At 73.7% G+C, this 12,854-nt stretch carries 12 protein-coding genes; 8 read left to right on the top strand and 4 right to left on the bottom strand.

The features are described from left to right. Positions 1–272 precede the first annotated feature (272 nt). Entirely contained in the window at positions 273–935 is a 663-nt protein-coding gene (locus ABZ562_RS40770) for a GntR family transcriptional regulator (RefSeq protein WP_361490443.1), read from the bottom strand. A gap of 508 nt (positions 936–1,443) precedes the next feature. Between ABZ562_RS40770 and ABZ562_RS40765 the strand changes: the two genes are divergently transcribed. After that, positions 1,444–2,649 carry a DUF2637 domain-containing protein gene (locus ABZ562_RS40765; RefSeq protein WP_361490440.1) on the top strand — a complete coding sequence of 402 codons (1,206 nt, stop codon included), beginning with the start codon at positions 1,444–1,446 and terminating at the stop codon, positions 2,647–2,649. A gap of 54 nt (positions 2,650–2,703) precedes the next feature. Here the strand turns inward: ABZ562_RS40765 and ABZ562_RS40760 are convergent, their stop codons facing one another. Further along, entirely contained in the window at positions 2,704–3,129 is a 426-nt protein-coding gene (locus ABZ562_RS40760; protein WP_361490437.1) for an ATP-binding protein, read from the bottom strand. 414 nt (positions 3,130–3,543) lie between these two features. Between ABZ562_RS40760 and ABZ562_RS40755 the strand changes: the two genes are divergently transcribed. Continuing rightward, entirely contained in the window at positions 3,544–6,693 is a 3,150-nt protein-coding gene (locus ABZ562_RS40755) for a glycoside hydrolase family 38 C-terminal domain-containing protein (protein WP_361490434.1), read from the top strand. Positions 6,694–6,753: 60 nt separating this feature from the next. On the opposite strand, the gene ABZ562_RS40750 is transcribed toward ABZ562_RS40755, so the two are convergent. Then, positions 6,754–7,386 carry a TetR/AcrR family transcriptional regulator gene (locus ABZ562_RS40750; RefSeq protein WP_361490432.1) on the bottom strand — a complete coding sequence of 211 codons (633 nt, stop codon included), beginning with the start codon at positions 7,384–7,386 and terminating at the stop codon, positions 6,754–6,756. A 74-nt stretch (positions 7,387–7,460) separates the two neighbouring features. Between ABZ562_RS40750 and ABZ562_RS40745 the strand changes: the two genes are divergently transcribed. The 6 genes from ABZ562_RS40745 (at position 7,461) to ABZ562_RS40720 (ending at position 11,799) form a co-directional block, all read left to right on the top strand. Then, positions 7,461–8,258 (top strand): ATP-binding cassette domain-containing protein, encoded by a 798-nt coding sequence (locus tag ABZ562_RS40745; RefSeq protein ID WP_361490429.1) that lies wholly within the window; start codon positions 7,461–7,463, stop codon positions 8,256–8,258. A gap of 21 nt (positions 8,259–8,279) precedes the next feature. Continuing rightward, complete coding sequence (locus ABZ562_RS40740) at positions 8,280–9,032, top strand: ABC transporter permease (protein WP_361490426.1); 753 nt, start codon at positions 8,280–8,282, stop codon at positions 9,030–9,032. A 69-nt stretch (positions 9,033–9,101) separates the two neighbouring features. After that, positions 9,102–9,851, top strand: a complete 750-nt coding sequence (locus ABZ562_RS40735; protein WP_361490423.1) for a GntR family transcriptional regulator — start codon at positions 9,102–9,104, stop codon at positions 9,849–9,851. A gap of 91 nt (positions 9,852–9,942) precedes the next feature. Beyond that, a complete protein-coding gene (locus tag ABZ562_RS40730; RefSeq protein ID WP_361490421.1) occupies positions 9,943–11,034 on the top strand; it encodes an Ldh family oxidoreductase in 1,092 nt (363 codons plus the stop codon). Beyond that, positions 11,031–11,333 (top strand): putative quinol monooxygenase, encoded by a 303-nt coding sequence (locus tag ABZ562_RS40725; RefSeq protein ID WP_361490418.1) that lies wholly within the window; start codon positions 11,031–11,033, stop codon positions 11,331–11,333. The genes ABZ562_RS40730 and ABZ562_RS40725 overlap by 4 nt, the downstream gene beginning before the upstream one ends. A 31-nt stretch (positions 11,334–11,364) precedes the next feature. Next, complete coding sequence (locus ABZ562_RS40720) at positions 11,365–11,799, top strand: cupin domain-containing protein (RefSeq protein ID WP_361490416.1); 435 nt, start codon at positions 11,365–11,367, stop codon at positions 11,797–11,799. A 27-nt stretch (positions 11,800–11,826) separates the two neighbouring features. Here ABZ562_RS40720 and ABZ562_RS40715 read toward each other — a convergent pair whose 3' ends face one another. Further along, entirely contained in the window at positions 11,827–12,681 is an 855-nt protein-coding gene (locus ABZ562_RS40715; RefSeq protein WP_361490413.1) for a protein phosphatase 2C domain-containing protein, read from the bottom strand. Positions 12,682–12,854 lie beyond the last annotated feature (173 nt).

Genomic DNA, 12,854 nt, shown 5'->3' with positions numbered 1-12,854 from the left:
CCTCCCCAGCGCCCTGCGGGCCCCCGCCGGGGGGGTTTGGGGGGCGGGGGGGGGGCGGGGGGGGGGGTTGGCCCCCCCGGGCCCCCCGGGCGCCCGGGGGGGCCACAACCAGGTCACACATCCGGCCCCTCGGGCCTGCCCCAGCCGCACAGCGCTTGGGGAGCGGGGCCCGGGGCGGAGATGCCCCACACCCAGCCCCTCCGGCGCTTGAGGAGCGGGGTCCGGGGCGGAGCCCCGGCGGGGGCGCGGGGGCGGAGCCCCCGCAAACCGGCTCAGGCCCCGGACGTGAAGTGCTCGCGGACCAGCGACTCCACCACGTCCAGCTCGCGCGCGGCGAGCGCATCCAGCAGCGCCATGTGCTCGGCCGCGTCGGCGACCAGATCGGCGGTGCGGACCGCGCGTCCGCAGGCCAGCGGCCACTGGGCGCGGCGGTGGAGTTCGTCGGCGACGACGACCAGCTGCTGGTTCCCGGCCAGGCTCAGCACCGACTGGTGGAACGTGCGGTCCGACTCCAGGTAGGCGGCACGGTCCCCCTTCGCGGCGGCCGCCGCCGTCGCCTCCGCGAACGGCCGCAGCCGCGCCCAGCGCTCGGGCGCGACCGCCCGGGCCAGGCTGAGCATGACCGGGACCTCCAGCAGGGCGCGGACCTCGGCCAGCTCGGCCAGCTCGCGCGCGCTGCGCCGGGCCACCCGGAAGCCGCGGTTCGGCACGACCTCGACGGCGCCCTCACCGGCGAGCTGCTGCATGGCCTCGCGCACGGGGGTGGGCGAGACGCCGAAACGGTCCGCGAGGGCCGGGGCGGAGTACACCTCGCCCGGGGTCAGCTCGCCTCCGACCAGCGCGTCCCGCAGGGCGTCCAGGATCTGTCCGCGCACGGAGTGGCGGCGCGGGGACTGGCGCGCCACGGGCACGGCGGAGGGATCCCGCGGCTCCATCGCCGCCTCGGCTTCGGCCTGCTCCACTCGGGTCCTCCTGACATCCCATCGAAACGATATGCGGATGCCGCCCGAGGACAAAGCCCACGCGCAGCGCTCGCTCCGAGCGGGCCGGGCCCGGCATGACCCTTGCCACATTCTCCGGCCCGCACCGCGCCCCGCCTCCGACCGGACCGGGACCGGGCAGCGATGCCTTTCGGCCACGCACACGGCGCTCGCGAAGCGCCCACTACCGGACAGTAATGGGGAAAGATCACCTAGAGGTTCGGACGGCCGATGGCAAGCCGACGGATCGGATTTACCCGCGCTCGGGTTCCGTGAATAGAATCAAGCCGCTTGCAACGAGCGAGCGTTCGAACCGTATCGCACCTATCCGCGTGTCCCCCCGCCCACTTGGCGGCCTCTTGTCCAGAAACCGCTTGAGGCCCGGCACGATTCCGCCAGGATGTCGCGCGAGTAGGGCCGTACTGCGGCCAGAACTTCACGGAAGCGAGGCAAGGGGCACCGGATGAGACTGACCGACATATCGCTGGGCTGGGCCCTGCCAGTCGTCATAGCGCTCGTCGGAGTCGTGGGGGCGGGAGTTGTCCTCGCGCGCGGCCGTAACGGGAAGAAGGACGAGAACGGGATCACCGACTCCTGGGAGCGCAGCGAGGAGCGCCGCCGGCGCAAGGAGGCCATCTACGGGATGGCGTCGTACGTCCTGCTGTTCTGCTGTGCCGCGGTCGCGGCCGCGCTCTCCTTCCACGGCCTCGTGGGCTTCGGGCAGCAGAACCTGAACCTGTCGGGCGGCTGGGAGTACCTGGTGCCGTTCGGGCTGGACGGCGCCGCGATGTTCTGCTCGGTGCTGGCGGTGCGCGAGGCCAGCCACGGTGACGCGGCGCTCGGCTCCCGGCTGCTGGTGTGGCTGTTCGCGGGCGCCGCCGCCTGGTTCAACTGGGTGCACGCCCCGCGCGGCATGGGCCACGACGGCGCGCCGCAGTTCTTCGCGGGCATGTCGCTGTCGGCCGCGGTCCTCTTCGACCGGGCGCTCAAGCAGACCCGCCGGGCGGCGCTGCGCGAGCAGGGCCTGGTGCCCCGCCCACTGCCGCAGATCCGTATCGTCCGCTGGCTGCGCGCCCCCCGCGAGACCTTCGGCGCGTGGTCGCTGATGCTGCTGGAGAACGTACGGACGCTGGACGAGGCGGTCGAGGAGGTCCGCGAGGACCGGCGCGAGAAGGAGCAGAACCGCAACCGCCGCCGGGACCAGGAGAAGCTGGACAAGGCCCGGATCCGGGCGCTCAACCGGCAGCACCGGGCGTGGGGCCGGGGCGGTGGCCGCCAGGTGGACATCACCCCCGCGGCACAGCCGCCGCAGCTCGGCGCGGAGCCCGCCATGGAGGAGAACGCGCTGGGAAAAGCCGAGGCGGCCGAGCTGTCAGCGCCCTCAGCTCGGCCCGCCTTGCAGTCCGCGGACGCGGCTGAGGCCAGTCATCGCGACGACCGGGACCGGGAGCGGAGCCGGGACTGGAACCGCGACCTGGATTTCAGCTTCGGCTTCGGTGACGCCGACGCCACCGAAGCCGACCGGGACAAGGCGAAGGACAAGGACGCCAAGGACGACAAGGACAGGGCGCGGACCGTCGACCTCACCGCCGAGGACGACACCCTGACCATCCCGCGGCTGGACTCCCTGGAGGAGAAGCTCGCGCAGATCGAGCGGCAGTTCGGCTGAGACCGGAGCCTTCCGGATCGGAGCCTTCCGGACCGGAGCGGGCGGCCGGTGGCGTCAGCCACCGTCCGCGTCCAGCTCGAACCAGACCGCCTTGCCCACGCCGTGGGCCCGTACGCCCCACGCGTCCGCGAGCGTGTGCACCAGCAGCAGGCCCCTCCCGGAGGTGCTGTCCTCCGGGGGGTTGCCGCGCAGCGTCGGGTGACGGGAGACGAAGTCCCGCACCTCGACCCGTAATCGGCCCGCCACCGGCCCGGCGATCCCCCCGCCCACGGTGGCCGTGATGTGCGCGCCCCGGTCGGTGTGCACCAGTGCGTTCGTCACCAGCTCGCTCGTCAGCAGCTCGGCGAGATCGGCCCGGCCGGGCCCGCCCCAGTGCCGCAGCAGCTCGCGCAGCGCGGCGCGGACGTCCGCCACCGCCTCGTAGTCGTCATGCCTCAGTCGCTTGCCGAGGGACCGGCCCCGCTCCCCTTCGATGGCCACCGCCCCAGAGTCCGGCCGGTTGGTCATCCGGCCCCGCCGTACAGGCTGACGCTTCATCCTCCCCCGCCCCGGCCACTCGGCGCGGCCAGCGTCGAATGCCGTCGAACACGCTCACGGAATGCATTCCCGCCTGTTGCCGTGCCACACACCGGGGGAAAGCATCTGGGGGGTGTCGTGTGGATCAGGCCGGATCAGCGGGCGGCGTCTGGTGCAGGGGGCACCTCCCAGCGGTAGCTGGGGGAGGCTCGCAACCCGCGTGAGGAGAGCGCAGCGGCGCTGCGTGCGACGAGCGCGGGGCCGCGAGGTGCCGCCCGCCGCGGGAGCGGCTGATGTCACAGCGGCGTCGGGAGTCCGGCATGATCCACACGACACGCCCCGAGTGATCCGCTGAGCGCCGAGCTTGAGGAGCCGTTGATGCACGACGACCGACTGTTGGTGGAGGGGCGCCTGGAGCGGGCGCTGCACCAGTTCATCCGGCCCGCCCAGTACCCGGCGCGCGTTCCCCTCTCCCTGTACGCCTGGCGTGCCCCCGGCGAGCCGGTCCCGGTCGCCGAGGCGCTCGACGGGGCGTACGAGCCGTTCACGACCGGCACGGAGTGGGGCGAGCCGTGGTCGACCTGGTGGTTCCGGCTGGAGGGCGCGGTACCGGCGGAGTGGGCGGGGCGGCGGGTGGAGGTGGTCATCGACCCCGGCTTCACCGACGACGGCCCGGGATTCCAGGCCGAGGGGCTGGTGTACGACGCGCACGGCGTACCGCTCAAGGGCATCCACCCCCGTAACCGGCACATCCCCGTAGCGGCCCCGGCCGCCGGAGGGGAACCGGTGCGGCTGCTGCTGGAGGCGGCCGCCAATCCGTCCGTGCTGCGCGACGGCTTCGCCCCGACCCCGCTCGGCGACGTCCTCACCGCCGGGGACCGGCCGCTGTACCGCTTCGCCTCCGCCGATGTGGCCGTCCTCGACGAGAACGTGTGGCATCTGGTCCTGGACATCGAGGTGCTGTCCGAGTTGATGCGGGAGCTGCCCGCGGACCGGCCGCGCCGCCACGAGATCCTGCGCGCCCTGGAGAACGCGCTCGACGCGCTCGACCTGCACGACGTGCCCGCCACCGCGGCCGCCGCGCGCGCCGAGCTGACCGAGGTGCTTCAGCGCCCCGCGCACGCCAGCGCGCACCGCGTCTCGGCGGCCGGGCACGCCCACATCGACTCGGCGTGGCTGTGGCCGCTGCGCGAGACCGTGCGCAAGGCGTCCCGTACGTTCGCCAACGTCACCGCGCTCGCTGAGGACTATCCGGAGCTGGTGTTCGCGTGCTCCCAGGCGCAGCAGTACGCCTGGGTCAAGGAGCACCAGCCGCACATCTGGGAGCGGATCAAGAAGGCGGTCGCGGACGGCACCTGGGCGCCGGTCGGCTCGATGTGGGTCGAGTCGGACGCCAACATGCCCGGCGGCGAGGCCCTGGCCCGGCAGATCGTGCACGGCAAGCGGTTCTTCCTGGAGGAACTGGGGGTGGACACCGAGGAGATCTGGCTGCCGGACTCCTTCGGCTACACCGCGGCCTTCCCGCAACTGGCCAAGCTGGCGGGGGTGCGGTGGTTCCTCACCCAGAAGCTGTCGTGGAACCAGTCCAACAAGATGCCGCACCACACCTTCTGGTGGGAGGGCATCGACGGCACCCGCGTCTTCACCCACTTCCCGCCGGTGGACACCTACAACGCCCAGTTCAGCGCGGCCGAACTCGCCCACGCCGAGAAGAACTTCGCCGACAAGGGACTCGCCACCCGCTCCCTGGTCCCGTTCGGCTGGGGCGACGGCGGGGGCGGGCCCACCCGCGAGATGCTGGAGAAGGCGCGGCGGCTGGGCTCCCTGGAGGGCTCGCCGCGCGTGGAGATCCACAAGCCGTCGGTGTTCTTCGGCGCGGCGGAGCGGGAGTACGGGGCGAAGGCGCCGGTGTGGTCGGGCGAGCTGTATCTGGAGCTGCACCGGGCCACGTACACCACCCAGGCCGCCACCAAGCAGGGCAACCGGCGCAGCGAGCACCTGCTGCGGGAGGCCGAGCTGTGGGCCACGGCCGCCGCGCTGCACGCGCCGGGCTACGCGTATCCGTACGACGATCTGGACCGGATCTGGAAGACGGTGCTGCTGCACCAGTTCCATGACATCCTGCCGGGCTCCTCGATCGCCTGGGTGCACCGCGAGGCGCGCGAGACGTACGCGCGGGTGCGCACCGAGCTGGAGGGGATCGTCGCGGACGCGGTCGGCGCCCTGAACGCCGCGGGGTCCGGCGCCCCGGCGGTGCTCAACGCCTCGCCGTACGAGCGCGAGGAGGTCGCCGTCCTGGACGCCGGGACGGCGGCGGCCCTGCCCACCGACACCCCGGTGCAGCCGCTGGGCGACGGGCGCGCGGCCGCCGGGGTGCGGGTGGGCGCGCTGGGCACGGCGGCCGTCGCCGGTACGACGTGGAGCGCGCCGCCGGTGACCTCGCTGAGCGACGGCCACGCCATCGTCCTCGACAACGATCTGCTGCGGGTCACCATCGACGGCGACGGGCTGCTCACCTCCGTCCTCGACCTCACGGCGGGCCGCGAGGTGCTGGCCCCGGGCGCGCGCGGCAACCTCCTCCAGCTCCACCCCGACCACCCCAACCACTGGGACGCCTGGGACATCGACCGCCACTACCGCCGCAGCCACACCGACCTCACCGCCGCCGAGTCCGTCGAGCTGACCGAGTCCGGTCCGCTGCGCGCGACCGTCCGCGTGGTCCGTGTCTTCGGTGGTCTCGGCGCCTCGCGCGTCGTGGAGGAGCTGACCCTGGCCGCGGGCAGCGACCGCCTCGACATCGCGGCCGAGGTGGACTGGCACGAGTCGGAGAAGGTCCTCAAGGCGGCGTTCCCGCTGGACATCCACGCCCGTCAGTCCACGGCGGAGATCCAGTTCGGGCATGTGGAGCGCCCCACCCACGCCAACACCAGCTGGGACGCGGCCCGTTTCGAGATCTGCGCCCACCGCTGGCTGCGGGTCGCCGAACCGGGGTACGGGGCCGCGCTGCTCAACGACTCCACGTACGGCCACGACGTGACCCGTACGACGCACCAGGGGGACGACGGCGCGGTGCTCGGCACCACCGTACGGCTGACGCTGCTGCGCGCCCCGCACAGCCCCGACCCCGAGACGGACCTCGGCACCCACCGCTTCCGCTACGCGCTGCTGCCGGGGGCGACCGTCGGCGACGCGGTCGCCGGCGGGCTCGCCCTGAACCTGCCGCTGCGCACCCTGCCCACCGGCCCGACCGGGCCCGCCCCGCTGCTCTCGGTGGACAACCCGGCGATCACGGTGGAGTCGGTGAAGCTCGCCGAGGACCGCAGCGGGGATGTGGTGGTGCGGCTGTACGAGTCGCACGGCGGGCGCGCGGCGGGCACGCTCGTCGCCGGATTCCCGGTCCTCTCGGCGGACGTCACCGATCTGCTGGAGCGCCCGCTGCACCCGGCGGCCACCGGCCCGGCCGGGCTGAGCCTGGCCCTGCGGCCGCACCAGATCCTCACCCTGCGGCTGCGGCCGGTGTCCGCGTAGAGCCGTGCTGGACGCCCGGCGGTCCCCCGTGCCGCCGGGCGTCCCCCTTCCCGGTGGTGCTCACCGTGTGGCGTACGTACGCATGGGCTCGCCCAGCACCTCCTGATACGCGTCCAGCAGGCCGACCACGGCCGCGGCGATGGCCTCGGGGCCCTCCCCCGCCTCGGTGCGCCTGCCGATCTCGGCGAACACCAGCGCGTGGAACGCCCCGAGCTGGGTGGCCACCACCCGCGGCAGCGGGTCGTCCGGCCCGGCGCCGGTCTCCTCGGCCAGCACGGCGGCCAGCGCGTCGGTCATCTCCCGGCCGAGGTCCTCCAGCCGGGCGGTGAGCGTCGGGGCGGCCCGCATCATCGCGAACACCCGCCCGAAGCCCTCGGTCAGCCCGAGCGAGCGGTCCCGCCGCCCCACCTCCTCCCGCAGCCGCGCCAGCACCGCGCCGGCCGCCGACTCCCCCGGGGCGCGGTCCCGCACCATGTCGGCGAGCCGCCGCGGGGACGCCTGGTCCGGCGGCAGGACCAGGTCCTCCTTCGCCTCGAAGTAGTTGTAGAGGGTATTGACCGACACCTCCGCCGCGGCCGCGACCTCGGCGATCGTGACGTGGTCGAAGCCACGCTCCACGAACAGTCCGATCGCGACCCGGTGGACGCGCTGCCGCGTCTCCCGCTTCTTGCGCTCCCGTAGCCCTTCTGCCATGCCGTGAAGTCTAACCGCATTGCAAACTTTAAATGCATTGCAATTTTACAGTGCGCTGTGCTTTTATCGGCGCCATGCCCACACCAGCCACCCCCACGCCCGTCATCCGGACCCGGGGGCTCGCCCGGACGTTTTCGCTCCCGACGGGCCCGGTGCACGCCGTCCGCGGCATCGACCTGACCGTCGACCGCGGCGAGATCCTCGGTTTCCTCGGCCCCAACGGGGCGGGCAAGACCACGACGCTGCGCATGCTCACCACCCTGCTGCCACCCAGCGGCGGCGAGGCCACGGTCGCCGGGCACGATCTGCGGGGCGACTCCGCGGGCGTGCGCCGCAGGATCGGCTACGTGGCCCAGTCCGGCGGCCTGGATCCCGCCTGCGCCGTACGCGAGGAACTGGTCACCCAGGGACGGCTGCACCGGCTCTCCCGCACCGAGGCGCGCGACCGCGCCGCCGAACTCGCCCACGACCTCGGCCTGACGGCCCTGCTGGACCGCCCCACCGGCGCGCTCTCCGGCGGTCAGCGCCGCCGGGTGGAGATCGCGCTCGGCCTGGTCAACCGGCCCGAGGTGGTCTTCCTCGACGAACCGACCACCGGGCTCGACCCCGGCAGCCGCGCCGAACTGTGGGACCTGGTCCGGCGGATCCGCGCCGAGCTGGGCACCACGGTCTTCCTGACCACGCACTACCTGGACGAGGCCGACGCGCTCGCCGACCGGATCGTCGTCGTGGACGCCGGCGTGATCGTCGCAGAGGGCACCCCGGCCGACCTCAAGGCCCGCCACGCGGGCGGTCCCGCCGCCACCCTCCAGGACGCCTTCCTGGCCATCACCGGCCGCTCCACCCCGACCGACGCACCCGTCGCCATCTGACACCCCACGTAAGGCACTCCCATGCCCCTGCTCGCCGACACCGGCGTCGTCTTCACCCGTTATGCCCGAGCCACCCTCCGCTCCAAGACCCATCTCTTCTTCGGCATGCTCCAACCGCTGCTCTTCCTGGCCCTCTTCGGCCCCCTGCTGACCGAACTCCCCCTGGGTGCGAGCGGTTCGTCCTGGCAGACCCTGGTCCCCGGCGTCCTCATCCAGCTCGCCCTGCTCGGCGGCTCGTACGTGGGCCTCGGCCTGCTGATGGACCGCAACCTCGGGGTCATCGACCGGATGCGGGTCACCCCCGTGAGCCCCCTGGCCCTGCTGCTCGGGCGGGTCCTGCGCGACGTCGTCCAACTGGTCGCCCAGTCGGTGCTGCTCGTCCTCCTCGGGCTGGCCTTCGGGCTCCGCGCGCCGCTCGCCGGAATCCTGATCGGCCTGCTGTTCGTGGCCGTGCTCTCCGCGGCCCTGGCCGCCCTCTCCTACGGCCTGGCCACGCGCGTCAGGACGACGCCCGAGTTCGCCGCCATCGCCAACACGGCCGGCATGCCGCTGATGCTGCTGTCCGGTCTGCTCCTGCCGATGTCCCTCGCCCCCGGCTGGCTGGACGGCGCCTCGCGCGCCGTACCGTTCCGCTACACGGTCGACGCCGTACGCCAGGCCTACCTGGGCCACTACGCGACCGCCACCGTCGCCCTCGGCGCCGCCGTCACCCTGGCCCTGGCCGCCGTCTGCCTCCTCACCGGCGCCCGCCTCTTCCACCGCGCGGAGCGCTGACGAGGCCGGGCGGAGAAGACCGCTAGCCTGTATACAGGAAGGTGTGCGGGGCGAGCGGCGAGGAGAACCATGGCTCGGGCGGCGAGCAAGAGCGAAGCGGTCTACGAGCGGCTGAAGGGGGACATCGAGTCGCTGCGGCTGCGGCCCGGGGCGAGGCTGAGCGAGATCCAGCTCGGCGAGGAGCTGGGCGCGTCCCGTACGCCCGTGCGGGAGGCCATCCGGCGGCTGGCCGGTGAGGGGCTGGTCGACTTCGTGCCGGGCGAGGTGGCCCGGGTGGCCGCCATCTCGCTGGGCGGGGTGCGGGCGCTGTTCGAGATCCGGATGCTGCTGGAGCCCCGGGCGGCGGCCTCGGTCGCGGCCTCGGTCGAGTCCTCGGTCGCGGCCTCGGGGGTGGGCGAGGAGCGCGTACTGGCTCCGTTCCGTGAGCTGCTGGAGCGGCTGGAGGAGTTCGAGAAATCCTTCCGGGCGCTGGACGCCCCCGGGCAGGCGCGCGGCTACCGGGACTTCTACGAGCTGGCCGAGGACTTCGACCAGGCGGTCATCGCCGCGTGCCGCAACCCGTATCTCGCCCGCACCATCCGTGATCTGCGCAGCCAGACCGTGCGGCTGCGGAACGTCTCGCACAGTGGCCCACGGCGCATGCTGACGTCGCTGGAAGAACACCGCGCGCTGCTGAAGGCGATCACGCACGGGGACGGCCAGGCCGCCGAGGCGGCCTGCCGTCATCACCTCACGCAGACGCTGCGAGCGCTCATCGAGAGCCTGACCGTCGAGGGCTCGCCGACCGGCGTGGAGGTCCACCTGGACGCCGCCCGCTGAAGTCCGTGCCGATGAGGGCATGGCCTTATGCGCGCCAGTTGCTGTATACAGAGCTGGATACATCCAGCAGCCGAGACGCGAGGACGGACCCATGTCGCACATCGTCGGCGCCGACGCACTGCTCCGGTTCGCCGCCGCGGCGACCGAGACCCTGGGCGTGCCGCCCGAGGACGCCCGGCTGCTCGCGGACACGCTGGTGACGGCGGAGCTGTGGGGGCATCCCTCGCACGGGATGCTGCGCCTGCCCTGGTACCTGGACCGGCTCGGGAGCGGGGCGACTGCTCCGGTCGCGCGGCCGGAGACCGTCGTCGACAACGGCGCGGTGCTGGTGATCGACGGCCATCACGGCCTGGGGCAGGTGCTCGCCCACCGGGCCACCGCCCTGGGCGTCGAGCGCGCCCGGCGGCACGGGGTCAGCGCCGTGGCCGTGCGGAACTCGGGCCACTTCGGCACCGCCGCGTACTTCACCCGGCAGGCGGCCGCGCAGGGCTGCGTGGCGCTGCTCGCCACCAACGCGAGCCCCGCCATGGCCCCCTGGGGCGGCCGGGAGAAACGGGTCGGCACCAACCCCTGGTCGATCGCCGCGCCCGGCGGACGCCACGGGACCGTGGTGATGGACATCGCCAACACCGCCGTCGCGCGCGGCAAGATCTACCACGCCAAGGAGCGCGGCGAACCGATCCCCGAAGGCTGGGCGGCCGACGCCGACGGCGTGCCGACCACCGACGCCCGGCAGGCGGTCGAGGGGCTGATCCTGCCGATGGCCGGGCACAAGGGCTACGCGATCTCGTTCATGTTCGACGTCCTGGCCGGAGTGCTGACCGGCAGCGCCTACGGGAGCGCCGTGGTCGGCCCGTACGACCCGCACGGGCGCAGTGGCGCGGGCCACCTGCTGATGTGCGTCGACATCCGGTCGATGACCGCGCCGGAGGACTTCGAACGGCGGATCGAGCAGCTGATCGAGGACACCAAGGCGACCCCCACCGCCCCGGGCACCGAGGAGATCTTCGTGCCCGGCGAGCCGGAGGCCCGTACCGCCGAGCGCCTGCGGACCGAGGGCATCGCCGTCGCCGACGACACCTGGCGGTCCCTCATCCGCGTCGCCGAACGGACCGGGGTCCCCTCCCCCGCACCGCATGCACACCCGCACCCGCACCCGCACTCCGAGGAGCTTTCCGCATGATCGCACTGACCGTGTCCCTGCGGGTCCGGCCCGGTTGCCGCGACGACTTCCTCGCCGCGATCAAGACGCAGGCCGAGCGGTCCTTCACCGACGAGCCCGGCTGTCTGTCCTTCGACGTCGTCTGCGACCTCTCCGACGACCACCACTTCGTCTTCCACGAGCTGTACGAGGACGAGGCCGCCGTCGAGGCCCACCGCGCCGCACCGCACTTCGCCGCCTGGCGGGCGGCGGCGGCGACGTACGTGGTCCCGGGCAGCCAGGTCAACACCCTCTCCCGCCGCCTGTTCCACCACTCCTGACCTCCCGCCCGCCAGAACGGAGCCAGCCGCCGTGTGCACCCACCCCACCGCACCCTCCCTCCTGATCCACCCCGACGAGGTGACGCGCTTCGACCGCGGCGGAGGGGTCGCCACCCTCCCCTACGTGGGCAAGTGGAATTCGCAGACCGCCTCCATCACCACCGGCCAGACCGTCTTCCAGCCCGGAAACGGACTGCCGCTGCACAGCCACGACGTCGAGGAGTCGGTGCTCATCCTGGAGGGGGTGGCCACCGCCGAGATCGACGGCGAGACCTTCGACCTCGAGACCGGCGACGCCACCTGGGTCCCGGCCGGAGTGCCGCACCGTTTCCTCAACCGCGGCGCGGGCGTCATGCGCATCTACTGGGTCTACGGCGGCCGTGACGTGACCCGGACCATCACGGCCACCGGCGAGACCTTCGAACACCTCTCCGACCAGGACAAGGGAGGAGCGCCCGTCTCCTGAACATCCCTTGACCCACGGACGGGACGCTCACGCCTCCCAGACGGCCGCCGCCGTACGGTCGTCGGCGTACCCCTTCACCCGCACCTGGGCGTCGGCGAGGAACCCGGCGAGCCCCGGCGGCTCGGCCACCGCCCAGCGTTGCGCCAAGTGGGCGGCGAGCGCCCGCTCGGCGCGCAGCGGCTCGGCGAGGCCGGTGCCGCACATCAGCAGGGTGTCACCCGGACGGGCGACGGAGGCGCGGAAGCGGAACGGGTCGGCGGGGGCTGGGGCGGCGTCGTGCGGGGTGACTCCCGGGGCGGCTTCCCAGTCGGCGGGCAGGCCGGGGGCGGACGCGCGCCCGTCGCCGAAGGCGAGCACCGGCCCGCCGACGGTGTCGCCCTCCCGGGCGTCCGGTTCCAGGTCCTGCCAGACGCCGTCCCGCAGCCGGAACAGCCCGCCGTCGCCGGCCCCGAAGAACACCCGGACCCGGCAGTCCGGATGGGCGGGCAGCAGCAGACAGCGCACCGGCGCGGTGTACGCGGCCGGGTCGACGCCGAGTTCGGCCGCGCGGGTGCGCAGCCGCCCGTAGCCCCGGTCGGTGAGCCGGTGCAACCCGGACTTGAGCGCGCCGCGCCGGGCGGCGCGGATGTCCTCCGCGAGCCGTGTGTGGCTGCGGCCGACGGCCGTACCGATCCAGTCGCACAGCTCCCGCGCGGCGTCCGGCGCCCCGGTCCCGTTGGCCACGGCCACCAGGACCAGGGCGCCGTCCCCGGTCCCGAACCGGGCCGTGAGCAGCACGTCCCGCCGGGGCTCCCCCCGGGAACGCGCCGCGTCGCCGCGCTGCGACACGGCCCGCAGGGTGAACGTCCCGTAGCGGGCGCCGTCGAGCACGGTGTCGGGCACCGGGCCGCCCGGCTCCTCCGGGTCGGCGACGGGCAGCGTGGTCGGCTCGGCCTCGTACGCGGGCGGCTCGTCGCCGACGTACCCGGACGCGGCGGCCCCCCCGGGCCGCCGGGGCGGGGGGGGGGGGTAGGTAGAGCGGGGGGGGGGGGACGAGTGTTGTGTGACAGGGGTAG

Origin of the sequence: Streptomyces sp. NPDC019937, assembly GCF_040631655.1 — a bacterium.
Classification (GTDB): Bacteria; Actinomycetota; Actinomycetes; order Streptomycetales; family Streptomycetaceae; genus Streptomyces.
Note: the sequence above shows the minus strand (reverse complement) of the source record. Positions and strands in the feature narration are given on the sequence as shown.